This window comes from Vibrio spartinae (assembly GCF_024347135.1).
Lineage (GTDB): Bacteria > Pseudomonadota > Gammaproteobacteria > Enterobacterales > Vibrionaceae > Vibrio > Vibrio spartinae.
Map to the genome: position 1 here is coordinate 538,478 of NZ_AP024907.1, position 25,687 is coordinate 564,164.

Here is a 25,687-nt window from a genome sequence, read left to right on the forward strand (position 1 = left end):
CTTATGCACATACGCATTTTAGCCGCATGATTTCCTGATTAATTTCTTTGACCGTTCGATAATGACGTTGTTCTGCTTGTTCCGGAAGCATCAGTTTTCCCTGATCGAACTCAAACTTACCAATACCGTCAATGTAGATTCTACCTTTAAATAGCCGACTAATATGTTTAGCAATCATACTCGGTGTATAGCGCTTAAACAGTCTCATATTATCGTCCTTTTCTGAATATCTGAGGTGATTATTAACCTGATGACTTCACAGCCAGCAAACCTCAACATCAACCTTGTGAGAACTCAACTCGCTCTAACGATTCTATTTTATTTCGTTCTTCATGTTGTGATATTTGTAGTGAAATAATCATGACATGATGAGTCAATTGAATTTTTGTGCTGTCATCTACATATTTAACAGAATGAACTGCATCGTTTGTATCGGTTCTGTTAACTTTGAGACAGCTTACACACATCATTGCAACGATGTGTAGCCCCGTTCTCGGTGGACCATTAGGCCCGAACATTGTGACACTTTTATAACAAAATTGCTGAGCTATTGTTAAATTTTATGATGCTTATCCATCACTATAGTTTTTGACCGATGGCTGTCAAAAAAAATCCCTGACTTTGATGAAAAAAAGCCCGCATCTGTTTAGATACGGGCGAAATAGTCACAGATGCATTACACAAAAAGTGGATGTACTGACTTGAATCAGTGTCACTTTTTAGTCGATCCAGGTGCGATTTCTGGTGAAAATGCATGACTGAACCAACATCAACAGATTACGTGAAAAAACAGCAAATGACTATTTATGTTTTATTTTTGCTTAATAATTCACTCATTGGTTTGCTTATATTTGAAATTGATCACACATTTTTGCAATAGATTACACTAACAGGCAGAAGGTTCGCGATGAATGGAGAGGATGGCGGGCTGAACAAGCTTAAGTAAGTCTTTGACTTGCATTGCGATACCGGCATGCAGGTCACCGCTACTGATAGTAATTTCTGATTGTTGGGAGATTTCAGGATCAAACAGAATCGGCATATTGGTTTTAAGTCGTAAGGGGGGAACCGCGCCAACAGGATAGCCTGTTACCTGCAAAACTTGCTCGCTTGTTGCACATGTCATTCTTCGCCACCCGAGGTAGGATCTGACTTTTTTAGGGTCGACGGACAGGTGGCCCGGCACACAAGCCAATGCATAACGCTCGCTCATATCTCTCAGTAGGACACACTTGACCATTTGAGCTGGGCGAATCCCACGTAAAATCGCCACTGCTTCAATCGTGACGGCTGCTTCTTGTTGCAACAGCAGCCGGTGTGGTACCTGCTGCTGTCGAAGGCATTCAAGGACTTGAGTATCGAGTTTAGGATTCATCATCCAGACTATAAGGAAGTGGTTGTATCGTCCACTCGGTTTGTGGTGCTCCCACGATTCTGAAGCGGGTATCTTCTTCCAGATTGTTTGGCAGGATCATGAGACCGATTGCGGAATGATCACTGAATGGATAGACCGCAAGAAAGCGGCCGACGCTGCGCCAGTTTTCCCCGACGGAACGTTCCAATTCAAGTGGTTGTTCGCTGTTGAGTGGCGCGTCGATGTTTCCTTTGAGGATGCACATGGCGCGCTTGTTGGTGCCACGATATTTTGCTCGCGCGACAATTTCCTGCCCTGTATAACAGCCTTTGCTAAAGCTAATTCCACCGAGAGCCTGAAGATTCAGCGCTTGAGGAATGTGTTGCTCTTGCTCATCTGCCGTCACAATCGGTAGGGCTTCTTCAATGTCAAAGCAGGTCCATAAGCTTTCGGTGACTTTCTCACCCTGAAAAGCGGCTATGAATGATTGGGCTGCCGGTTGGTTGATGATAAATAGCCAGCGTTGTGCAGAAATTTTGACTGCGGTGCCCCCCTCAATCTCTCGGACATCGCCACGAGTATCACTGAGAGTATTGATATAATTTTCAGCATCTTTTCCCATCACACCGAGGAGTACGTCATCGCCTTGTGTAAGCTCGATCTTGGAAAATACCGCATACTTCTTGAGAGCTTTGAGTTCGGCATCAATTGCACTGGTTGGTTGGAACATGGCGTAGCCATGGTTGTGTCGGAAAATTCGAAATACCGACCAGACTTTTCCTTTCGGATCACAATGCGCCCCGAACGTTGATTGATCTTTCGCGAGCGAAACGATGTCACAGGTAATCTGACCCTGCAGATAAGATTTCTGATCCGCGCCGATGGTGGCAATATATCCCCATGACGAGAGATGCGTGAGGAGTAAATTCGGTAATGGGGTCTCTGGCGTATGTTCGAAAGGGTGAAAGTTGTTTTCTTGTGTCATGTCTGTATCACCTTGTGCCGATTGAATGGAGATATTCTATACATAAATCTTTTGATTCCCAAATCACTGTTGGGGCGAGCTTTCCTGTGTTGCAAGGATGACACGCGATACTATTTCATGATAGATATTTATTCATGATAGATATTTACCGACAAATACGGGCGAGTTCAAATCATGCTATCGTTTTCAGATAAATGGTTTGCTAATCGTCAGAAAGGTATGTTAGATCGGATAAGTTTTGTCGCTGACTGGACTGTGACCCACTTAGTAGCGGGTTGAGTGCTCCCTTGATACACTAATAAAAATTAAATCAATGAGGTTTTAGAATGTATACCGACGAAGAGAAAGCCCGTATTAAGTGGGCATGCCGACGTGGTATGTTGGAACTAGATGTGGTGATTATGTCATTCTTTGAAGAATGTTTTGAGCAATTGAGTGAATCCGATCAGCAGGATTTTGTTTCGCTACTGGAATGTGATGATCCGGATCTCTTTTCTTGGCTGATGGGGCACAAACGGAGTGAAAATCTCAGTCATGCATCGATGGTTGATAAAATAGTCGCTTATAACCTTGGTAAAGTTCGTTAATCTTTACGCCTCAGTCTCTTTGAATGCCTATATGGTTCAAGGGTTGATTGTTCAACTTTCCATCTGGGCATTAATTTCTACCAATTTTCCCCTGATTCCCTCCATTATTTGTATCGGCTGGCTGTTGAATCTCTGGCATGAACAAAGACTCTTATTGCCTGTGATTTCTGAACCATGCCGATATACGGATACGGGCATGTTGATCGCTGGCGGTCAGCAGCAGAGGATTGAGCAAGTTCAACTCTCATTTGCAATCTGGTTCGTGATTTTCGTCGGAGAACATGGCAAGCGGCAGATTCTGTGGCGTGATAGCTGCCGGGATCATGCATATCGGCAGCTTTTGGTGATGGAAAAACGAAGGCGTTATCACCTCCGTTGACAAGCAGCGCGCCGAAACGCGTTCTAGACATTACTCAGACTCAGGAAAACTCAGACTCAGGAAAAATCTTTAGGATCAAGGATGCTTGGACCACTATTCTCTAATGGCTCAGGATAATCCAGCGTGTAATGCAATCCGCGGCTCTCCTTGCGTTGCATTGCGCAACAGATCATCAATTCGGCAACCTGAAGTAAGTTTCTGAGCTCGATGAGATTATTGGAAACTCGGAAATTACTATAATATTCATGTGTTTCCTGTTGAAGCAGGTGAATCCTTCTCAAAGCGCGTTCTAAACGTTTATCTGTGCGAACGATGCCCATATAATCCCACATAAAGAGCCGCAGCTCATGCCAGTTATGTTGAATGATAACTTCTTCATCGGAGCAGGTGACTTGGCTCTCATCCCAAGGGGGAAGAGACTTGGCAAGTTGGGCATGTTCAAGTTTTTCGAGAATATCTTGTGCCGCAGAACGGGCATAAACCACACACTCCAGTAATGAATTGGATGCCATTCTGTTCGCACCATGTAAGCCGGTGTAGCTGACTTCACCAATCGCATAAAGTTGCTTGAGGTCGGTTTCCCCTTGGCGATTTACCATCACCCCGCCACAGGTATAGTGTGCTGCAGGAACAATTGGAATCGGCTCTTTGGTCATGTCTATGCCCAGACTTTGGAGGCGGGTGTAAATTGTCGGGAAATGTTTTTCGATGAAGTCCGCAGGTTTATGACTGATGTCCAGATACATACAATCCGCACCAATACGTTTCATCTCGTAGTCGATTGCTCTGGCGACCACATCCCTCGGTGCCAGCTCCGCTCGCTCGTCAAAATCCGGCATAAATCGAGAACCATCAGGACGGCGTAGGAAAGCGCCTTCCCCCCTTAAGGCTTCTGTCAGCAAAAAGTTGCGTGAATCCGGGTGGTACAGGCAGGTGGGATGAAACTGGTTGAACTCTAGATTGGCGACTCGGCAGCCAGCGCGCCAAGCCATGGCAATCCCGTCTCCTGATGAAACATCGGGATTGGACGTGTATTGATATACTTTGGACGCGCCACCGGTTGCCAGAATAATAAATTTCGCTTTAATGGTTTCGACATGCTCATCGTTACGGTTCCAGACATAGGCTCCGATCACTTTCTTCGGGTCACCGCCGATTTTGTCTTCAGTGATCATATCAAGTGCGTTGTGGCGTTCCAGTACTTTAATATTCGGGTGATTGATGACGTTATCTTGTAAAGATGTCTGCATCGCCATGCCTGTTGCATCCGCAGCATGGAGAATCCTACGATGGCTATGTCCGCCTTCCCGAGTCAAATGATACTTAGGATGGTTCTGGTGGCTGCCTTCGTCCAGATCAAATGGCACACCGCCATCAATCAGCCACTGAACGCACTTTTTAGCATTTTCAGCAATAAAGCGAACAGTCTCTTCTTCACAAATGCCACCACCGGCAATCAGCGTATCCTGAACATGTGATTCGATACTGTCGGACTCATCGAATACCGCTGCAATACCACCTTGTGCATAATAGGTCGCACCTTCACTCCAGGGCCCTTTACTCAGAACAATGACCTGACACTTTTTTGCAACCCGTAGTGCGAGAGAAAGTCCGGCAGCACCGCTTCCGATAACGAGTACATCACACTGATGTTCTTGGTTTACACGCATAGTTTTATTTTTCCCAACAATTCCTAATCTATTTCTCTTCCGTTCATGTCGTTTTCTGTCATGAACAAGCTCCCTGAAGTGACAACCTGAAGTGACAATTGGACCTTAAGTATTGAAACATCGTGGCGATATAATGGATCAGTCCGATAAAAATGAATGAATTCCCGATTTCGCTTGTTTTTCACTTTCACTACATGCAATGCTTTAATAAACACGGTTGACATCGATGAAATTTTACCTCATTTAAGGAAAGTGACGAAGCGCTGATTTGTACGGCGACAGATTCACCACTAATATGAAGAAAAATTTCACCGCAGGGAGGAACTATTTTCCTGTGCATGGGTCTCACTATACTGCTCATGTAAGCGGTGGTGTCAATACTACATTTTGAAGTATTAATACCCATATCTGAGAAGGTAAGGGATGAACGATAGGAGTATACGCTCGAATGCACGAGCAGTTGACTGATCAAGTATTGATTGAGCGCGTTCAGAGTGGAGATAAGCAAGCCTTTAATCTTTTGGTGGTTAAGTACCAGAATAAAGTTTGCAACCTCATCGCCAGATATGTAAACAACAGCGGTGATGTCGCTGATGTCGCTCAGGATACTTTTATTAAAGCCTACCGGGCTATTCCTTCATTCCGGGGAGAAAGTGCATTTTATACGTGGCTCTACAGAATTGCCGTGAATACAGCAAAGAACCATATAGTTGCACAAAGTAGACGTCCTCCTGCAAATGATGTGGATGCCGAAGAGGCTGAATATTACGAAAGTGGTCATGTTTTGAAAGAAATTTCGAACCCAGAGAATATTACGCTGTCAAAAGAATTGAAACATGCTGTATTTGCGGCAATTGATGCGTTGCCTGAAGATTTGAAGACCGCAATGACTCTGAGAGAATTGGAAGGATTAAGCTATGAAGAAATTGCGGTGGTGATGAATTGCCCTGTCGGAACGGTAAGATCACGAATATTTCGAGCACGAGAAGCGGTAGAAAAGCGGATTGGTTCGCTTTTGTAATGTCTGGAGTTGTCTAGATAATGGTGAATAAAATGGCTGATAAAGAGAAACTTTCGGCGCTTATGGATGGCGAATTGATCGATAAATCGTTTATTAGCGATCTATCGCAAGATCATGAAGGTTTAGATACATGGCGTAACTATCACATGATTGGTGATGTGATGCGTGGTGATACACCTCAAGGGGAATGGGATATTGCCTCTCGGGTTGCGTTAGCGCTGGAAGATGAGCCAATCCATCGTAAAGATTTGGCATATGAACAACATAATACTGAGAATCCGGACACTTTGACGATTACACCTTTGGAATCTCAGCCATCGCCAGAACAGTCCAGAAGACAGTTACCTGCATGGTTAGGTCAATTGGGACAGGTTGCTGTTGCAGCTTGTGTTTCCCTTGTCGTCATTGTCGGTGTACAACAGTATCAGACGGGGGATGGCGTTGATGGAGAGGGTGTTGCTGACAATGGGCAGCTTCCCGTGTTACAAACGGTCCCCCTGGCCGGAACTGCTGAGCCCGTAAGTCTGACGCGTGATTCGATGATGAGACATACGACAGAAAATAGTGCTCAGGAACAACGTCGTCGCGTCAATGCGATGTTGCAAGATTATGAGCTACAGTTAAAACTTTATAGCGAACAAAAACGGGACTCATCTGATCATTCAGGTGAAAACCAAGAGTTAGTTGTTGAATGAAAAAATTTCTGGTCAGTGTTGTAACTGCGCTGTTCAGTTTGAATGTATCATTAGCCTTTGCAGATGAACCCTCTGCAGAGGCTTTGTTGCATCAGATGAGCCGCGCCAGCCAAAAATTAAATTATGAGCTTTCCTATATTCTGATTAAGAAGAATGGGATTGAGCCATTGTTATATCGGCATGCGGTCGAAGATGGTTATTCTTTGGCGCATTTGGTTTATTTGAGCGGACCTGTTCGAGAGGTTATCCGTCGTGGTGACGAGGTTAGCTATATCGAGCCGGGAATTGAACCATTTACCATCGAATCCAACAAAATGGTGGCACCGGTTATTCCGTTACTCCATGGCGACATGACCCAACTGAGTCATTATTATGATTTTGTGAAAATTGGCCGTGGGAGAGAAGCCGGCGCTGCGTGTCAGGTTATTCGAGTTGTTCCGAAAGATGGACTGCGTTATTCCTATGTCTTGTGGATCGATGAGCGAAGTCATCTGCCACTCCGCGCTGATCTGGTTGATCGTGACGGTGAAGTTCTGGAGCAGTACCGGACCATTTCTTATTCCCTGAGTCATAAATTGGCTGAGCTCATGCTGAGCTTAAATAAAGCGCAATTGCCACATGTACTTTCATTGCCTGAAAATCCTGTGAAGAAATCATTCTGGAGCGTGAGTTGGGTTCCTAATGGATTCTCTTCTAAAGAGTTGAACCGTTACCGGATGGCAATCACGGATCGTTTGGTCGAAAGCCAGATCTATACTGACGGTCTGTTTAGTTTCTCGGTTTATGTGGCTGATAGTGACAATCTTTCATTGAAAAATCAGTTGATCCGTCAAGGTCGGCGGACATTACAAACTGTCGTGAAAGGAAAAACTGAAATCTCAGTGATTGGTGATATTCCGCCGTCCACTGCAAAACGAATTGCTCAATCCGTCACGTTTGAACGGCGTTCGAAAACCACACCCGAGGAAAGTCAGCCATGATGACGGCTTTGGCAACGGTTGCTCGAGTGCACGAAGACACGAATGATTATCAGGTTGAACTGAGTTGTCAGCAGCAGACCAGTTGTAGCCACTGTGCGTCTTCTTCCAGCTGTGGTACCGGGATGGTTTCTAAAGCTATCGGTAAGAAAGTGCTGACTTGGCAGCTGCATACGTCCCAGCAAGTCAAAGCCGGCCAGGTTGTGGAAATCGGATTTCCTGAAAAAAGTCTGTTGCAGTCTGCTGCTATTGTTTATCTTTTTCCTTTGTTGATGATGATTTTAGGCGGTGGAATTGGGCAGCTTTGGCTTGCACCACTGCTTGGTGGCGGGGAGCCGTGGGTGATTGCCTGCACCGTCTTATTCACTGCTGGTGGTGTCTGGATCGCTAAAATTCTGGCCCGTCGCATGGAAAAATTATCTCTGGAAGAAGTTGTTTTGCTCCGGGTTTTAGGAGAGCCAATTGTCAGTCATGATGTCTCGAAGTGATTTATGATGCGAATCCCTTTTAAATTGGGTAGAATCTGCCAACTTAAATGGAATAGAACCTGTATCTTTGAGACGGTTTGTTCTTTTTCTTTTCAATATTAAAAGAGTTTAATCATCCCAAACCTATGAAGCACATTCGTAACTTTTCGATTATCGCCCATATCGACCACGGTAAATCCACGCTTTCCGACCGCCTGATTCAGGTGTGTGGCGGCTTAACGAACCGTGAAATGGCAGAACAGGTTCTAGATTCAATGGATCTTGAGCGTGAACGTGGTATTACCATTAAAGCTCAGAGTGTGACTCTGGACTACCTCGCCAAAGACGGAGAAACATACCAGCTCAACTTTATCGATACTCCCGGACACGTTGACTTCTCCTATGAAGTATCCCGTTCTCTCGCTTCGTGTGAAGGGGCGCTGTTGGTCGTCGATGCCGGACAAGGTGTTGAAGCTCAAACGCTCGCCAATTGCTACACCGCGATTGAAATGGACTTGGAAGTTGTTCCGGTCCTGAATAAGATCGACTTACCAGCGGCAGAACCAGAACGGGTAGCTGAAGAAATCGAGGACATTGTCGGCATTGATGCGATTGATGCTGTGCGTTGTTCTGCGAAGACCGGAATTGGTGTCGATGATGTTCTGGAACGCATTGTTTCAGATATACCACCACCGGAAGGGGATGTTGATGCCCCTTTGCAAGCCTTGATTATCGATTCTTGGTTTGACAATTATTTGGGTGTCGTGTCGCTGGTGCGAATTAAAAATGGGATTCTGAAAAAGAACGATAAGATCAAAGTCATGAGTACCGGACAAACTTGGGGCGTTGATCGCATCGGGATCTTTACACCGAAGCAGGTGGATACCGAGAAGTTAGGTACTGGCGAAGTGGGCTGGGTTGTCTGTGGTATCAAAGACATTCTCGGTGCACCGGTCGGGGATACGTTAACCCATGCAAAATATGGGTGTGAGAAAGCTCTCCCCGGATTTAAAAAAGTCAAACCGCAGGTTTATGCCGGATTATTCCCGATTTCGTCGGATGAGTATGAAAACTTCCGTGATGCGCTAGGCAAGCTCAGTCTCAATGATGCATCGTTATTTTATGAGCCGGAGACATCGGCAGCACTTGGTTTTGGTTTCCGTTGTGGTTTCCTTGGCATGCTGCACATGGAAATTATTCAGGAGCGTTTAGAGCGGGAATATGATCTTGATTTGATCACAACCGCGCCAACGGTTGTTTATCAGGTAGAGCAAACGGATGGTGAAGTAATTCATATCGATAGTCCGGCCAAATTACCAGCGATAAACGATATTAATGAAATTCGTGAGCCGATCAGTCGTTGTAATATTCTGGTACCTTCCGATTATCTGGGGAACGTCATTACACTCTGTGTCGAAAAACGGGGTGTGCAGGTTGATATGGTGTACCACGGTAATCAGGTGGCTTTGACTTACGATATTCCGATGGCTGAAGTAGTTCTGGACTTTTTTGATCGCTTAAAATCAACCTCTCGCGGTTATGCTTCTCTGGATTATTCTTTCCAGCGTTTTGAAACATCAAACATGGTGCGTGTTGATGTGTTGCTCAACAACGAGAAGGTTGATGCTCTGGCGATTATTACCCACAAAGATCAAGCCCAGACACGCGGACGCCAGTTGGTTGAAAAAATGAAGGAATTCATTCCTCGCCAGATGTTTGATATTGCGATTCAGGCTGCAATCGGTAACCACATCATTGCACGTTCGACCGTGAAACAATTACGCAAAAACGTGCTGGCAAAATGTTACGGTGGTGACGTCAGCCGGAAGAAAAAACTGTTGAAGAAGCAGAAAGAAGGTAAAAAGCGGATGAAACAGATTGGTAACGTCGAGTTACCTCAAGAAGCGTTTTTAGCCATTCTTCATGTCGGCAAAGATTAATTGACGTTCGGTCTGTTGCACAGATATATCTCCATGAACTCAACATGTCGTTTTAACATGTTGAGTGACTTGGATATACACAGCTCAAGTGAAAGAGTCTCGGTTCTTTCACTTTCGTATTTTTAACAAAGGGAAGTTCATGGCGAATACATTTTCACTCATACTAGTCATTGTGACGCTTGTGACCGGGATTATCTGGGCTCTCGAAAAGTTTGTTTGGGCGAAAAAACGCCAGCAAAAGCGCGATGAGATTCTGGCTCAGACCAAAGAGCTCGACCCATCCCTACAGCATCAAGTTTTACCTCAGCCATGGTGGGTAGAAAATAGTGTTTCTATTTTTCCCGTTATTGCGTTGGTTCTGATTGTTCGGTCATTTATTTTTGAACCGTTTCAAATCCCATCAGGGTCGATGAAACCGACCTTGCTTATTGGTGATTTTATACTGGTTGAGAAATTTGCGTATGGCTTGAGAGATCCGGTGACACATACCGAGTTTTTGCCTATCGGTAAGCCTAAGCGTGGCGATATCGCTGTGTTCCGTTATCCACCGAATCCGAGTATTGATTATATTAAACGCGTTGTCGGATTACCGGGTGATATTGTTCGTTACAGTTCCGATAAGCGTATTTGTATTCAGCCAAAAGGTGCAACAAAATGTAAGGTCGTGTCACAGTCAAATCGTGTGCGGAGTGACCTGAAATCGAATGTAGCACCGATGGAGCAACTCGATGAGCAATTGGGTCAGGTGAAGCACCATATTTTGATTAATCCATGGCGGATGGATAACCCGATAAATTATAAACCTCGTCCGGGGGTGAATGAATGGGTTGTTCCTGAAGGGCACTATTTTATGATGGGTGATAATCGGGATAACAGTGCTGATAGCCGTTACTGGGGATTTGTTCCTGAAGCCAATCTGGTCGGTAAGGCCGTTGCTATATGGATTAGTTTTGAGTTTAACCGCTCGCCTGATAGCGTGTTACCATCATGGATTCCGACTGGGGTTCGCTTGAATCGAATTGGTCAGATTCATTAATATTTACCGGATAATTGCGATTATCAGGGGCATTTATTTAACCAGGCTGGTCAATAGATCAGCCTTTCAATATTGAGAAATCATGAATTCTCCAACATATAAACTTGAGAAAAAAATAGGGTATCAGTTCAGTGATGGCGCTGTACTGGAGCTCGCACTGACACACCGGAGTGCGAATGGTCATCATAACGAGCGTCTTGAGTTTCTGGGCGATTCAATTTTAAGTTTTGTCATCGCAGATGAGCTTTATCACCGTTTTCCGAAGAGTAACGAAGGTGATATGAGCCGGATGCGTGCGACGCTTGTCCGGGGGAACACTCTGGCTGAGCTGGCTCGGGAGTTTGAGCTGGGAGATTACTTAAAATTAGGTCCAGGGGAACTAAAAAGTGGTGGTTTCCGCCGCGATTCAATTATTGCCGATGCCGTTGAAGCGATTATTGGCGCCATTTATCTGGATAGTGATATCGAGTCGATCCGGCGGATCATTTTAGAGTGGTATCAGACGCGTTTGGACGCGATTCAGCCCGGGGTGTCGCAAAAAGATCCCAAAACTCGGCTACAAGAGTACCTGCAAGGCAGAAGAAAACCGCTTCCTGTTTATACAGTGACTAATATTAAAGGTGAGGCACACAACCAAGATTTTACTGTGTCATGTGAAATAGCGGGTATCGGAATACCTGTTATCGGAAAAGGCACCAGTCGCCGCAAGGCAGAACAAGCGGCTGCAGAGCTAGCACTAGAGCAATTGAATAATGGCTGATAAAGAATTTGATATTGATGCTTTTTTTGCATCAGAAAGTCAGGAAGAGAGTAAACCAGAGAACCAACATTGTGGTTTTGTGGCGATTGTCGGACGCCCCAATGTTGGTAAATCCACCTTACTGAACCAGCTACTGGGACAGAAAATTTCGATAACATCGCGTAAGCCGCAGACGACACGCCATCGAATTATGGGCGTTGATACGGACGGGGACTATCAGGCAATCTATGTGGATACGCCGGGGCTACATATTGAGGAAAAACGAGCGATTAACCGTCTCATGAACCGTGCTGCAAGCAGCTCACTCAGTGATGTTAATTTAGTTCTTTTTCTGGTCGAAGGCACTCACTGGACCCAAGATGATGAAATGGTGTTTACCAAGCTGAATAAAGCGGGGTTTCCGGTCATTCTTTGTGTCAATAAAGTCGATAACGTTAAAGACCGTAATGAAGTGATGTTGCACATGTACGAATTGTCTACCAAGATGAATTTTGTTGATGTGATTCCCATTTCTGCAAAACACGGTAAAAACATTGATGCGATTCGTCAGCATGTTCGCGGCCATCTTCCGAAAGCGGTTCACCATTTCCCGAGTGAATATGTGACTGACCGCTCGCAACGCTTTATGGCGTCAGAGATCCTCCGGGAAAAAATCATGCGTTTTACCGGTGAAGAGCTCCCTTATTCGGTGACGGTCGATATTGAACGGTTTGATTACAACCCGGAAACCGATGGTTTTCATATCAATGGCTTGATTTTGGTCGAGCGGATCGGTCAGAAGAAAATGATCATCGGCAAAGGGGGCGAAAAAATCAAAACGATAGGTCGCGAAGCCCGTCTTGATATGGAAGCGTTATTTGGTCGTAAAGTCTATCTGGAAACGTGGGTCAAAGTGAAATCCGGTTGGGCTGACGATGAAAGAGCACTAAGAAGTTTGGGATATATTGACGATCTATAGTGATATTACTTTCTCTTGTTGCGGGGCCCGAGTGTCATTAGGGATAAGTTCTACAGCCCCTGAGGTTACCACCTCAGAGAGATAGGAATGATGTCAGAGAACCAACTTCAGCGTTGTTTTGTTTTACATCGACGCTCATATAGTGAAAGCAGCCTGATTATCGATGTCTTCACTGAAGAATTCGGGCGAATGACTTTACTGTCTAAAGGTGCACGTCGCATCCGTTCTCCGCTAAAAGCTGTGTTGCAACCCTTTGTACCACTGTTTCTGAAATGGTCGGGGAAGGGGTCGATGCGCACATTGCGTCAGGCCGAGCCGATCAGTCTGGGTTTACCTTTGACTGGCATTCATTTATATTCAGCGTTATATGTCAATGAATTACTGGCACGACTCATCCCTTCAGAAGTTCCCTTACCGGGACTTTTTTATGATTATCTGCAAGTATTGACCGAACTGGCACAGTCATCGAATCCAGAGCCGGCGCTACGGCGTTTTGAACTCTCGCTACTGGCTTGTTTGGGGTATGGCGTCGATTTTTTGCACTGTGCCGGCAGCGGAGAACCGGTTGTTCCGACGATGACTTATCGATATCGGGAACAAAAAGGATTTATCGCTTCCGTTCGCAAAGATAATCTGACGTTTGTGGGAGAAGAGTTGATAGCCATTAGTGAACGACGCTTCACGACACAAGCACAGTTACAGGCGGCCAAACGGTTTACCCGGATAGCACTCAAACCTTATCTGGGGGCCAAACCACTCAAAAGCCGAGAACTGTTCATTTCTCAAATTGGTATTTCGAGAGCACGGAGTAAAGGAACATGAGCGCAATTCTTTTAGGCGTTAATATCGATCATATTGCAACATTACGGAATGCACGTGGGACTAAATACCCTGATCCGGTTCATGCAGCAGAGGTTGCTGAGCGTGCTGGCGCAGATGGGATAACGATTCATTTGAGAGAAGATCGTCGCCATATTCTTGATCGTGATGTCAAAATTTTAAGAGAGACACTACAAACTCGAATGAATTTAGAAATGGCCGTCACGGATGAAATGGTGGCTATCGCATTAGAGGTTTGCCCGGACTATGTTTGTCTCGTTCCTGAGAAGCGTGAGGAACTAACCACTGAAGGTGGTCTGGACGTGTTAGGGCAACTTGAGAAAGTCAAAGCGGCGACTCACAAGTTAACTGAAGCCGGTATCAAAGTGTCGCTTTTCATCGATGCGGATAAAGAACAGATTGATGCTGCTAAGGCCTGTGGAGCGCCTTACGTTGAGCTACATACGGGGCATTATGCAGATGCAGAAACCTCTGCGGCTCAGCAAGATGAGTTGAAGAAAATTTCAGCGGCAGCCAGTTATGCCAGTGATATCGGTCTGATCGTCAATGCCGGTCACGGTTTGACTTATCATAATGTTGCTGCCATTGCTGCAATGCCGGAGATCCACGAACTGAATATCGGCCATTCGATTATTGGTCGTGCTATCTTTGACGGTTTTGCGAAGGCTGTGGCAGATATGAAGTCCTTAATGATAGAGGCCCGACGCTAATTTATGGCAATTGTCGGCTTTGGGACGGATATTGTCGAAATTGAGCGGATCGCGGCTGCGATTTCCAGAAATGGAGATGCTTTTGCGCAGCGTATTCTGAGTGAGCGTGAGTTTGCGATTTATACGCAGAGTAAAAAACCGGAGCGATTTTTAGCGAAACGGTTTGCGGTCAAAGAAGCCGCTTCAAAAGCATTGGGAACCGGGATCGCACAAGGCGTTTCACTACAGGATTTTACCGTGTTGAATGATGAACTCGGTAAACCATGGCTACAGTTGAGTGGCAAAGCCGAAGAATTTGCTCAGTCATTTGGTGTGAATGCCATCCATCTTTCGATATCAGATGAGCGACGCTACGCCGTTGCTTCCGTGATTCTTGAAAACAACACCGGCCATTGATTTCAGGTCATTAAGCGTTGCGCCGCTTCAGCAACTTTTGCCATCTCATCTTGCAATTCAAATAGTTCAGGCTCAAGGTCTTTGATGGCTTTGCCTGAACGCAGTGATTGTTCCAGCGTGGCACAGATTTTTCTTAATCTGGGGACACCGCTATAGGAACAGCTGCCATGGAGCTTATGGATATGATGAAGTAATGCTTCCCGATCGGATTCATCATTCAAAGACAATTCAATGAGCTGATGGACTTCTGGGATAGAGTCAACCAACATCGTCAGCATATCTTTGGCTAAATCTTCTTTATTCGCAGCTTGTTTTAAAGCCATATGCCAGTCAATCACGGATGATGTTGGCTGTGTGACATCAACATCAGTCGATTGCGAATCAACGACTGGCGAGGCATCTTGTTGCGGCCGTTGTGGCTGAGGATTCCAATGCACCAAAACCTGTTGCAACACATGTTCATCTATCGGTTTAGTCAGATAATCGTCCATGCCTTCATTGAGTAAACGATCCCGTTCTCCCACCATCGCATGGGCGGTGACAGCAATGACCGGCGTGGTTGTATTGAGCGGTAATTTCTTGATCTCCTGACAGGCGGTGACCCCATCCATTTTGGGCATCTGAATATCCATGAAGATAATGTCAAACTCCTGGCGAGTGGCGATCTCGACTGCTTCTTCTCCGTTGGTACAGCTAATCACCGTACCCACCCTTTCCTGTAATAGTGCAGTGATCAACTTCAGGTTTGCGGGGTTGTCATCGACAGCCATGACCGTTAACGGCATCTTCTCAATCGAAGTCGAAAGCGTGGTTTCTTCCTGAAAAGCAGACAACTCAGGATGAATATCCAGCATGAGCTGTAACAGTTTTTTACGTGCGAGTGGTTTGGTTAGGCACTTGATCGGATAGTGCGTCATCAGGTTATCAGCCAGTGCCAGTTCGGTGCTCGGGATCCCGATTAAAACATGTTCAGAACATGCTACCGCTCGTTTCACCAGCGCTTCCGCTTCTTCTGATACTAATTTCTGAGTCGGTGAGAAATTGAGAATCACGTAGTCTGACTGAGGCGGATTGTCCGGGAAAGTGGTCATATAATTAACACGTAAGCCAGATTGCGTCAGGGTTTGCTGTAAGATAGAAGCAGACTGCATGTGTGACTCGATCAACAGAACTTCTTTACCCGCCAGTTGTTTTTGAGTGTACCACTCACCCATCATAATATCGGTCGGATGGAGGCGAATGGTGAACCAGAAGGTCGAACCGCGGTGCAAACGGCTGGTCAGACTAATTTCTCCACCCATTTGACTGACCAGTTTTTGGGTGATAACCAATCCAAGCCCTGTGCCGCCATAACGGCGGGAAATACTGGCATCTGCCTGACTAAATGCCTGGAATAACTGTGCTTGTTGTCGTTCGGAAATACCAATTCCTGTATCCCTGACCATAAACTGAAGCTCAACCAAATCATCCCGGACCGACCGAAGCTCGACACTGATATCGATATTCCCTCGTTCCGTAAACTTAATGGAGTTACCGACAAGGTTGGTGATCACTTGCTGGATTCTCAGGGGATCACCGACCAGACCGACCGGAATTTTCTGATCAACTTTTAGATTGATTTCCAGCCCTTTTTCATGCGCGCTGGTTGCCAGCAGATCGACGACCTCTTCGAGATTTTCTTGCAATTCAAACGGAACATTTTCGAGCGCCAGTTTGCCGGCTTCCAGTTTGGAGAAGTCCAAAATGTCATTAATAATCGTCAAGAGGTTATTCGCTGAACGTCCAATCGTTTGCAGGTAATCTTTCTGGCTATTGGTGAGTTGTGTTTTCAGAATTTGTCGGGTAAAACCAATCACACCATTCAATGGTGTTCTTAACTCGTGAGACATATTGGCCAGAAACTCAGATTTTACGCGGGCGGCTTCCTGAGCCCGTTTTTTAGCGATATCCAGCTCAACGTTTTGGATTTCAAGCTGTTCGAGTGTCTCTCGTAGGTCAGAGGTCGCTTGATCAATACTATGCTGCATCTCGACATGGTACTCCGACAGAGAGACCGCCATTGCATTGATCCCTTTTTTCAGTTCATCCAGTTCGCCATGCATTTCTCCCTCAATACGAACATCCAGATGTCCTCGTCGAATCCGGTCCAACATATTTTTCATATGGGTAATCGGTCGGGTGACATCATGGAGTAAACGAAATGCGAAAGCACCGGAAAGTGCCAAGCCCAGAATCAAGACTAAAATCGCGGAAAAAATTTCCTGATACTGTTGGAGCCTCAGTGATGAAAGGTCGAGCTCAATGACAATGTAGCCAAGGACCGGTAAGGTCTCGGCATTGGCTCTACCGTCAATCAGCCGACTTTCCGCCAGAATCGGAGTGCGAAGAATTAAAGTATTGTTATCCTTCATTTCTGAGCTGCCCAAAATTGGAATGGGCTTGTCTTTCGGATAAGTCAGTGATTCGAAATCAGGATGGAAGTTAGACGTGACGAATAGTTCATGGTGCTTGTCGAAAACAGCGATACTCCGGACAAACTGAGAATTTTTACGGTGCGCATAACTGATGATTCGCCTGATCGATTCCCGACTATGCTTTTCCAACCCTTCTTCACTGGCGATAGCCAGCGGCTCGATGATATTTGAGCCTGCATGAATAACCTGAGACTCAAGATCGTGATAACGGTTATAAGAAAAAAATGCACTTAACAGCAGGCCGATGATGAGCGTCGGTGCCAGAGTGAGTGTGATGACGCGAGTGCGCAAGCCATATTTGGTGGTCATTAGTCTCTAATTATCATAATGAAGATCAGAAATAACGCATTGAATCATGCACTTTTCTGCTTTCGGTTGAGGTTTTCTTCCGTCACGGAGAAGCTTTATCTGAGCTGCTAGCTTAATCAAGTCATCAACAATTCACAATTTATTCTTGATAAGAATAGTGATGATTTCACGAAATTTTATGCCGTTTGATTGTGCGCTTTTTTCTCGGTGGATTATTTGCTAAACATCGTGATGTGGATATGGGAAAATAGCAAAAATTTTGCAAGTCTCTTACTGTGATATCGACGGCTCGAACGGGCAGGCGTAACACGGTATTCGGCAATATCACAAGCGGTAATGTATTTATATGGCTCGTTTTTTCCAACCTAAAAAACAATCTACGATCAATAAAAAGCATCAGTTGGTTCAGGTGGCTCGCATGGATCACCATGGTGAGGGCATTGCTTATCTGGAAGGGAAGCCGGTTTTTATCGAAGGTGCTTTGCCGACAGAACAAGTCCTGATTCAACTGACAGAGAATAAAAGTAAGTATGCCCGGGCGAAACTGATCCAAGTTAAACAGGAGAGTGCCGAACGAACCAAACCGTTCTGCCCGCATTATCATCGTTGTGGTGGTTGTAACCTGCAACACCTGAGCCATCGGGAACAAGTGAGATACAAGCAAGAGTCGCTATCACAGTTGCTGAATAAATTTGCCGGATTATCCGTGCCACTCTCTCCGGTTGTTTCTGACGTGGATTTGGGGTATCGACGTCGGGCTCGTTTCAGTTTGAAGTGGGACAGTCAATCGAAACGTCTGGCATTCGGTTTTCGTCAGAAAAATAGTAACCATATTGTCGATATTGAACATTGTGCGGTATTAGCGCCGACGCTAGAGTCACTGATTCCGCAACTCAGAGCGTTATTTGAGTCGATGTCGCAGCCAGAAAAGCTCGGGCATCTGGAATTGATTGCTGCTGATAACGGGACAGTGATGCTGTTGCGTACTATTGGTCCGCTGACTGATTCGGATCAGGCTGATATCGTTACTTTTGCGCAGCAACGGCATGTTTCACTCTATATGATGGCCGAAGCCGGGAACCCTCGTTTACTGAATGGGCATGAACCTGTTTATCGCGATACAGGGATTGAAATTTCTTTCCAGCCCCACCATTTCATACAGATAAACCGACACATCAATCAGAAAATGGTACATCAGGCGCTTGCTTGGCTGGCACTCAGTGAGGAAGATCGTGTGCTAGATTTATTCTGTGGTGTTGGTAATTTTAGCTTGCCGATCGCGCAACAAGTGAAGTCACTTGTCGGGGTTGAAGGGATTGAAGAAATGGTTGTTCAAGCGCGTAACAATGCTGCGCTCAACCAGATTGTCAATGCTGCTTTTTATCAGGCGAATCTTGAGAAAACGTTGATCGACGTCGAGTGGGCACAGGCGAAATTTGATAAGGTATTGCTCGACCCGGCCAGAGCCGGTGCGAAAGGTGTCATTGAGTTGCTGTCTGATTTCGGGGCTCAGCGTGTGGTTTATGTGTCCTGTGATCCCGCGACACTGGCCAGAGATAGTCAGCAGTTGTTACAGCAAGGATATCAGTTAGAGAAAGTGGGGATGCTGGATATGTTTCCTCACACAAGTCATCTCGAATCGATGGCTTTGTTTATCAAAATGTAACGTGGGTTGTGAAACTGTCAGATGAGGTGAACTCATCAGTAGCGATAGGGTCAAAGTCAACGCATCGGCCCTCAATAAACGAACATAAAACTAGGACGAAATAGAGAATAATGGTTGCGGTAAGAAGCGCACATCTGAACTCAGACGAACAATTTGAACCCGATAAGTGGATCGCCAGTATTGTGCGAGACCCAAAACTCGCGGAGCGACTGAAACAGGTCTATCGACAGATGGAAAACTTAGTGGTCGATCATCCGGCCGGGCCACTGTTGCTGTGGCGTGGGCGTGAGATGATCGAAATACTGGTGACGTTATCGATGGATCAGGAAACGTTAGTCGCAGCGTTGTTGTTTCCGATTGTATCTGGCGGATTGCTCGATGCTGAAATTTTACAAGAACGCTATGGCAAGGACATTATCAAGTTGATTGATGGTGTTGAGGAAATGGCTGCTATCGGGCAATTGAATGTCACGATGCAAGGCAGTGAAGCCTCAACGCAAGTGGATAATGTCCGGCGGATGCTACTGGCGATGGTGGATGATTTCCGTTGCGTCGTGATTAAGCTCGCGGAACGAATTTGTAATCTCCGTGAAGTGAAAGATCAACCTGACGAAATCAAACGTCAGGCGGCAAAAGAGTGTGCCAATATCTATTCGCCTTTAGCCAACCGTCTGGGAATCGGTCAGTTGAAATGGGAAATGGAAGACTATGCATTTCGCTATCAACAGCCGGATACCTATAAACAGATTGCCAAGCAGTTGTCTGAACGGCGGATTGTTCGTGAAAGATATATTCAGGAGTTTGTTGAAGATCTGCGTGAAGAAATGCATCTGTCAAACATTCATGCCGAAGTCAGCGGACGTCCGAAACATATTTATAGTATCTGGCGCAAAATGCAGAAGAAGAGCCTGGCATTCGATGAGTTATTCGATGTTCGGGCGGTTCGGATTATCGCCGAGAAACTTCAGGATTGTTATGCGGCTCTTGGGGTGGTTCATACCAAGTATAAGCATTTACCCAGTGAGTTTGATGATTATGTTGCCAACCCGAAACCCAATGGATATCAATCGATTCATACGGTAATTCTTGGCCCTGAAGGGAAAACGATTGAAATTCAGATTCGAACTCGCCAGATGCATGAAGAGTCAGAACTGGGGGTTGCTGCCCACTGGAAATATAAAGAAGGCAGCTCTGCGGGACATCGTGGCTATGATGAGAAGATTACATGGTTGCGCAAGCTGCTTGACTGGCAAGAAGAAATGTCTGATTCCGGTGAAATGCTGGATGAGTTGCGCAGTCAGGTATTTGATGACCGTGTGTACGCCTTTACACCCAAAGGGGATGTCGTGGATTTACCGATGGGGGCAACGTCGCTGGATTTTGCTTACCATATTCATTCAGAAGTGGGACATCGCTGTATTGGTGCGAAGGTTGCAGGACGAATCGTTCCGTTTACCCATAAACTGACGATGGGGGATCAGGTTGAAATTATCACAGCCAAAGAGCCGAACCCATCGCGAGACTGGCTCAATCCGGCATTGGGATTTGTCCATTCCGGACGGGCCCGGGCGAAGATTAACGCTTGGTTTAGAAAGCAAAGCCGAGAGAAGAACCTCGAGGCTGGGCGGGAAATTCTGGAAACAGAACTGGCAAAAATTGGTGCAACACTGAAAGATGCCAGTGTATATGCGCTGAAACGATTTAACGTCAATTCACCCGATGAATTATATGTCGGGATCGGCAGTGGTGATTTGCGGATCAATCAGATCGTCAATCACATTAATGCCTTGGTCAATAAGCCGACTGCGGAAGAAGAAGATCAGCTGGTTCTTGAAAAGTTACAGGAGAAGGAGCTGAAGACGGCAACCCCGGCACCGAGTAAAGATGCCGTTGTTGTTGAAGGCGTCGATAATTTAATGACGCACTTGGCGCGTTGTTGTCGCCCGATTCCCGGGGATGAGATTAAAGGCTACATTACTCAGGGACGGGGGATTTCTGTCCACCGGAGCGACTGTGAACAGCTGGAAGAGTTAAGTCATCATGCGCCGGAGCGGATTATTGATACCGTTTGGGGACGTGGACTGCTTGGTTCTTACGTGTTGACCGTGCGGGTTGAAGCGATGGAGCGGGGCGGATTGTTAAAGGATATTACGACGCTGTTGGCGAATGAGAAAATTAAAGTGACCAGTATGAAGAGCCGAACCGATCATAAACGTCAGCTTGTCTATATGGATTTTGATTTGGAACTGACCAGTGTTGAAGTGCTTACACGAGTCTGTCAACGCATCGATCAGACGAAAGATGTCCTGTCAGTCAAACGGCTGGGATAACGAGTATTGACATGCTCATGGCAGTTCAGTCGTTACAAAAAGCGAGGGTCATTCCTCGCTTTCTCTTTGGAGCAAAAGGAAGGTTATGTCTCATCCAATTGAACAGTTAAAGCAGATCATGGCACAACTCAGAGATCCTGAGTCCGGCTGTCCATGGGACCAAAAGCAGACGTTTGACAGTATTGTTCCTCATACCGTGGAAGAGACGTATGAAGTGATCGATGCCATTCATGCCCGGGACTTTGAAAATCTGCAAGAAGAATTAGGTGATTTTGTTTTCCAAGCCATTTTTTATAGTCAGTTGGCTCAAGAACAAGGGTTATTCGATTTTGATGATGTGATTCGAAGTGTCAATGAGAAACTGATCCGTCGTCATCCACATGTTTTTTCTGATCAGGTTTTTGACAATGAAGCGGCCATTCGGGCTAACTGGGAAAAAATTAAATCAGCAGAAAAATCCAGCGCAGGTCGGCAAGAGCAAAGCATTTTGGATGGGGTGCCTAAATCGCTTCCTGCATTAAGCCGGGCTTATAAATTACAAGCAAAGTGTGCCAAGCATGGGTTTGACTGGGATACTTTGACGCCTGTTGTGGACAAAGTTCGGGAAGAGCTGGATGAAGTGATTGAAGAGGTGCGTTGCTCACCGCAGGATCCTGCTGCTATCGAAGATGAGTTGGGCGATCTGCTATTTGCGGTCGTGAACCTGACTCGACATTTGCAGCAGCATCCTGAGTCTGCGCTTACGCGAGCAAATCAGAAATTTTCCAGACGCTTTCAAGGCGTCGAGGCGCTGGCTAAGCAGGAAGGTCGATCCCTCGATGACTATACACTCAGTGAATTAGATCGTTTCTGGGAACAGGTGAAGCTCCAAGAGAAAAATCAGGGTTCAGATTGAACTCTGGCTTTGGATGAAAGTCTTTATAATGTAGCTCAACCAGAATGAGCTACAACTGTGCTGATTGGATTTGATTTGAAGCAAAAAAGAAAAAGTGGGAGTGTGATAAGTTTCACGTTGTGGCGTTAATGGGGTTCTGGTATATTTACATCCCGTCCAGAAGAAATCCATTTCCCTCATTCAACCAATTTCAGGTTAAACATGACGACAAAGTATATTTTTGTGACTGGCGGGGTCGTATCCTCTCTAGGTAAAGGCATTGCAGCAGCATCTCTTGCAGCGATTTTAGAAGCACGTGGTCTGAAAGTGACCCTCATGAAGCTTGATCCATACATTAACGTGGATCCTGGTACCATGAGCCCGACTCAGCACGGTGAAGTTTTCGTCACTGAAGATGGTGCGGAAACCGATCTGGATTTGGGGCATTACGAGCGCTTTATCCGGACCAAGATGACCAAACGGAACAATTTTACCGCTGGTCGTGTGTATGCGGATGTTTTACGGAAAGAACGTCGTGGTGATTACCTCGGTGCAACGATTCAGGTCATTCCTCATATTACCAATTCGATTAAAGACCGTGTGATTGCCGGTGCTGAAGGGCACGAAGTCGCCATCGTTGAAATTGGCGGTACGGTGGGAGATATCGAGTCGCTACCGTTTATCGAAGCCATTCGTCAGCTTGCTGTAGACATTGGTCGTGAAAATGCAATGTTTATGCATTTAACCTTAGTCCCTTATCTGGCCGCTGCTGGAGAAGTGAAGACAAAACCGACCCAGCATTCCGTGAAAGAGTTACTTTCTATCGGTATTCAGCCAGATATCTTGATCTGTCGTTCTGATCGCATCATTCCCGCCAATGAGCGGAAAAAAATTGCGCTGTTCTGTAATGTGGCTGAAAAAGCCGTCATTTCAATGAAAGACGTTGATTCCATTTATAAAATTCCTCAGCTGATTAAGTCGCAGGGACTGGACGATTTAGTGTGCTCTCGCTTCGGGATTCAAGCCCCGGAAGCTGACCTGTCTGAATGGGAACAGGTGATTTATGAAGAAGCCAACCCGACCGGTGAAGTTGTCATTGGCATGGTGGGTAAATATATCGAGTTGCCTGATGCATATAAATCAGTCAACGAAGCTTTAAAACATGCGGGTCTGAAAAACCGTTTGAGTGTTCAGATCAAGTATATTGATTCTCAGGATCTGGAGAATAAAGGCGTTGAACTGCTGGAAGGGCTGGATGCAATTCTGGTGCCGGGCGGATTTGGCGATCGCGGCATCGAAGGAAAGATCTTAGCCGCTCAATATGCGCGTGAAAATAAGATCCCTTATCTGGGCATTTGTCTGGGAATGCAGGTTGCCTTAATTGAATATTCGCGTCACGTTGTGGGTATGGAAGGGGCACATTCAACCGAGTTTAATCGAGCCACGCAATATCCGGTTGTGGGTTTGATTACGGAGTGGACCGATTCTGAAGGTCAAGTTGAAGAGCGTTCTGAGAAATCAGATTTGGGTGGAACAATGCGCTTAGGTGCGCAGTTGTGCCATCTTGAAGAAGGCAGTAAAGTTCATGCACTATATGGCAGCAAAACCATTTATGAACGTCACCGTCATCGTTATGAAGTGAATAACGTGCTGCGTCCTCAAATTGAAGCTGCGGGACTGAAAGTTTCTGGTTTATCTGCGGATAAAAAACTGGTTGAGGTAATTGAGAATCCGGATCACCCATGGTTTGTGGCTTCTCAGTACCATCCTGAGTTTACTTCAACACCTCGCGATGGACACCCGCTGTTTTCTGGGTTTGTAAAAGCCGCTGGTGAGTATCAGCGTCGCACTATTGAGAAATAAAAGGATACGGGTAACGGTAGGGAATACGGTTACCCTAAGGTTTGACATTTAAATTCAAAGAGAGGAAACATTAATGTCTAAGATCGTTAAAATTCTAGGTCGTGAAATCATCGACTCTCGCGGAAACCCAACTGTAGAAGCTGAAGTTCACCTAGAAGGTGGTTTCGTCGGTATGGCTGCTGCGCCATCTGGTGCATCTACTGGTTCTCGTGAAGCGCTTGAGCTTCGTGATGGCGACAAGTCTCGTTTCCTGGGTAAAGGGGTACTGAAAGCTGTGGAAGCAGTTAATGGCCCAATTGCTGAAGCGCTGATTGGTAAAGATGCGAAAGATCAGGCTGCTATCGATCAGGTCATGATTGACTTGGATGGTACTGAAAACAAATCTAAGTTCGGTGCGAATGCGGTTCTGGCTGTTTCTTTGGCAAACGCAAAAGCTGCCGCTGCAGCAAAAGGAATGCCGTTATATGAGCACATCGCTGAATTGAACGGTACTCCTGGCGTATTCTCTATGCCATTGCCAATGATGAACATCATCAATGGTGGTGAGCACGCAGATAACAACGTTGATATTCAAGAATTCATGATTCAACCGATTGGTGCAAGCACACTGAAAGAAGCACTACGTATCGGTGCAGAAGTTTTCCATAACCTAGCGAAAGTTCTGAAAGCAAAAGGTTTGAATACTGCTGTTGGTGATGAAGGTGGTTTTGCGCCTAACCTTGAATCGAACGCTGCTGCGCTTGCTGCAATTAAAGAAGCGGTTGAAGCTGCAGGTTATGTGCTGGGTAAAGATGTTACACTGGCGATGGACTGTGCTGCTTCAGAATTCTATGAAAACGGCGTTTATAACATGAAGGGTGAAGGTAAGACTTTCTCTTCTGAAGAGTTCTCTAAGTATCTGGAAAGCCTGGTTGCAGAATACCCTATCGTTTCTATCGAAGACGGTCTGGATGAGTCTGACTGGGACGGCTTCAAGTTCCAAACTGAGCTGATGGGCGACAAAATCCAGCTGGTTGGTGATGACTTGTTCGTTACCAATACTAAGATCCTGAAAGAAGGGATTGAGAAAGGTGTTGCTAACTCTATCCTGATCAAATTCAACCAGATTGGTTCTCTGACTGAAACACTGGCTGCAATCAAGATGGCAAAAGACGCGGGTTACACTGCAGTTATCTCTCACCGTAGTGGTGAAACTGAAGATGCAACAATTGCTGATCTGGCTGTTGGTACTGCTGCTGGTCAAATTAAGACGGGTTCAATGAGCCGTTCTGATCGTGTTGCAAAATATAACCAACTGATCCGTATCGAAGAAGCACTGGGTGAACGTGCGCCTTTCAACGGTCTGAAAGAAGTGAAAGGCCAAGCTTAATCGCGGCTTTATCATGAATTAAAAAAC

The 25,687-nt window shown here is 45.8% G+C and carries 23 protein-coding genes; 18 read left to right on the forward strand and 5 right to left on the reverse strand.

Annotated features, from left to right (window positions below):
• Window position 1: 1 nt before the first annotated feature.
• The 3 genes from OCU60_RS02445 to ygfZ form a co-directional block, all read right to left on the reverse strand.
• Window positions 2–208: a DUF1107 domain-containing protein gene (locus OCU60_RS02445; RefSeq protein WP_074372707.1), complete on the reverse strand. Its 207-nt coding sequence runs from the start codon at window positions 206–208 to the stop codon at window positions 2–4.
• Between the two features lie 678 nt (window positions 209–886).
• Window positions 887–1,378 (reverse strand): aminoacyl-tRNA deacylase, encoded by a 492-nt coding sequence (locus tag OCU60_RS02450; protein ID WP_370738672.1) that lies wholly within the window; start codon window positions 1,376–1,378, stop codon window positions 887–889.
• Window positions 1,365–2,339, reverse strand: coding sequence for a tRNA-modifying protein YgfZ (gene ygfZ, locus OCU60_RS02455; RefSeq protein WP_074372709.1), 975 nt, complete (start codon window positions 2,337–2,339; stop codon window positions 1,365–1,367). The genes OCU60_RS02450 and ygfZ overlap by 14 nt, the downstream gene beginning before the upstream one ends.
• A 326-nt stretch (window positions 2,340–2,665) precedes the next feature.
• On the opposite strand from ygfZ, the gene OCU60_RS02460 reads away from it, so the two are divergent.
• Together OCU60_RS02460 and OCU60_RS02465 are read left to right on the forward strand one after the other, a co-directional pair.
• The gene (locus tag OCU60_RS02460) at window positions 2,666–2,926 is read left to right on the forward strand and encodes an FAD assembly factor SdhE (protein ID WP_074372710.1); all 261 of its coding nucleotides are present in this window, start codon (window positions 2,666–2,668) and stop codon (window positions 2,924–2,926) included.
• A 31-nt stretch (window positions 2,927–2,957) separates the two neighbouring features.
• Entirely contained in the window at window positions 2,958–3,305 is a 348-nt protein-coding gene (locus tag OCU60_RS02465) for a hypothetical protein (RefSeq protein WP_074372711.1), read from the forward strand.
• 56 nt (window positions 3,306–3,361) lie between these two features.
• Here OCU60_RS02465 and nadB read toward each other — a convergent pair whose 3' ends face one another.
• Window positions 3,362–4,975 carry an L-aspartate oxidase gene (gene nadB / locus OCU60_RS02470; RefSeq protein WP_074372712.1) on the reverse strand — a complete coding sequence of 538 codons (1,614 nt, stop codon included), beginning with the start codon at window positions 4,973–4,975 and terminating at the stop codon, window positions 3,362–3,364.
• Window positions 4,976–5,423: 448 nt separating this feature from the next.
• Between nadB and rpoE the strand changes: the two genes are divergently transcribed.
• From rpoE to acpS, 11 genes are all read left to right on the forward strand, one after another.
• Window positions 5,424–5,996 (forward strand): RNA polymerase sigma factor RpoE, encoded by a 573-nt coding sequence (rpoE, locus tag OCU60_RS02475; protein WP_072960220.1) that lies wholly within the window; start codon window positions 5,424–5,426, stop codon window positions 5,994–5,996.
• Window positions 5,997–6,028: 32 nt separating this feature from the next.
• Window positions 6,029–6,691 carry an RseA family anti-sigma factor gene (locus OCU60_RS02480; RefSeq protein WP_074372889.1) on the forward strand — a complete coding sequence of 221 codons (663 nt, stop codon included), beginning with the start codon at window positions 6,029–6,031 and terminating at the stop codon, window positions 6,689–6,691.
• Window positions 6,688–7,671, forward strand: a complete 984-nt coding sequence (gene rseB, locus OCU60_RS02485) for a sigma-E factor regulatory protein RseB (RefSeq protein ID WP_074372714.1) — start codon at window positions 6,688–6,690, stop codon at window positions 7,669–7,671. The genes OCU60_RS02480 and rseB overlap by 4 nt, the downstream gene beginning before the upstream one ends.
• Window positions 7,668–8,156, forward strand: a complete 489-nt coding sequence (locus tag OCU60_RS02490; RefSeq protein ID WP_074372715.1) for a SoxR reducing system RseC family protein — start codon at window positions 7,668–7,670, stop codon at window positions 8,154–8,156. Before rseB ends, OCU60_RS02490 begins: the two co-directional genes overlap by 4 nt.
• Before the next feature lie 125 nt (window positions 8,157–8,281).
• Entirely contained in the window at window positions 8,282–10,075 is a 1,794-nt protein-coding gene (gene lepA / locus OCU60_RS02495; RefSeq protein WP_074372716.1) for a translation elongation factor 4, read from the forward strand.
• Window positions 10,076–10,214: 139 nt separating this feature from the next.
• A complete protein-coding gene (gene lepB / locus OCU60_RS02500) occupies window positions 10,215–11,111 on the forward strand; it encodes a signal peptidase I (protein ID WP_074372717.1) in 897 nt (298 codons plus the stop codon).
• A gap of 82 nt (window positions 11,112–11,193) precedes the next feature.
• Entirely contained in the window at window positions 11,194–11,871 is a 678-nt protein-coding gene (gene rnc, locus OCU60_RS02505) for a ribonuclease III (protein ID WP_074372718.1), read from the forward strand.
• Window positions 11,864–12,829: a GTPase Era gene (gene era / locus OCU60_RS02510; protein ID WP_074372719.1), complete on the forward strand. Its 966-nt coding sequence runs from the start codon at window positions 11,864–11,866 to the stop codon at window positions 12,827–12,829. The genes rnc and era overlap by 8 nt, the downstream gene beginning before the upstream one ends.
• 90 nt (window positions 12,830–12,919) lie before the next feature.
• Window positions 12,920–13,651 carry a DNA repair protein RecO gene (gene recO / locus OCU60_RS02515; protein ID WP_074372720.1) on the forward strand — a complete coding sequence of 244 codons (732 nt, stop codon included), beginning with the start codon at window positions 12,920–12,922 and terminating at the stop codon, window positions 13,649–13,651.
• Window positions 13,648–14,379 carry a pyridoxine 5'-phosphate synthase gene (gene pdxJ, locus OCU60_RS02520; RefSeq protein ID WP_074372721.1) on the forward strand — a complete coding sequence of 244 codons (732 nt, stop codon included), beginning with the start codon at window positions 13,648–13,650 and terminating at the stop codon, window positions 14,377–14,379. The genes recO and pdxJ overlap by 4 nt, the downstream gene beginning before the upstream one ends.
• Window positions 14,380–14,382: 3 nt before the next feature.
• Window positions 14,383–14,775, forward strand: a complete 393-nt coding sequence (gene acpS, locus OCU60_RS02525) for a holo-ACP synthase (RefSeq protein ID WP_074372722.1) — start codon at window positions 14,383–14,385, stop codon at window positions 14,773–14,775.
• Between the two features lie 2 nt (window positions 14,776–14,777).
• Here acpS and barA read toward each other — a convergent pair whose 3' ends face one another.
• The gene (barA, locus tag OCU60_RS02530) at window positions 14,778–17,558 is read right to left on the reverse strand and encodes a two-component sensor histidine kinase BarA (protein WP_074372723.1); all 2,781 of its coding nucleotides are present in this window, start codon (window positions 17,556–17,558) and stop codon (window positions 14,778–14,780) included.
• A 346-nt stretch (window positions 17,559–17,904) separates the two neighbouring features.
• Between barA and rlmD the strand changes: the two genes are divergently transcribed.
• From rlmD to eno, 5 genes are all read left to right on the forward strand, one after another.
• Window positions 17,905–19,224, forward strand: coding sequence for a 23S rRNA (uracil(1939)-C(5))-methyltransferase RlmD (gene rlmD, locus OCU60_RS02535; RefSeq protein WP_074372724.1), 1,320 nt, complete (start codon window positions 17,905–17,907; stop codon window positions 19,222–19,224).
• A gap of 110 nt (window positions 19,225–19,334) precedes the next feature.
• Window positions 19,335–21,554: a GTP diphosphokinase gene (gene relA, locus OCU60_RS02540; RefSeq protein WP_074372725.1), complete on the forward strand. Its 2,220-nt coding sequence runs from the start codon at window positions 19,335–19,337 to the stop codon at window positions 21,552–21,554.
• A gap of 85 nt (window positions 21,555–21,639) precedes the next feature.
• Window positions 21,640–22,449, forward strand: a complete 810-nt coding sequence (mazG, locus tag OCU60_RS02545; protein ID WP_074372726.1) for a nucleoside triphosphate pyrophosphohydrolase — start codon at window positions 21,640–21,642, stop codon at window positions 22,447–22,449.
• Window positions 22,450–22,650: 201 nt separating this feature from the next.
• Window positions 22,651–24,291, forward strand: a complete 1,641-nt coding sequence (locus OCU60_RS02550; RefSeq protein WP_074372727.1) for a CTP synthase — start codon at window positions 22,651–22,653, stop codon at window positions 24,289–24,291.
• Between the two features lie 73 nt (window positions 24,292–24,364).
• Complete coding sequence (gene eno / locus OCU60_RS02555; RefSeq protein WP_074372728.1) at window positions 24,365–25,660, forward strand: phosphopyruvate hydratase; 1,296 nt, start codon at window positions 24,365–24,367, stop codon at window positions 25,658–25,660.
• Window positions 25,661–25,687 lie beyond the last annotated feature (27 nt).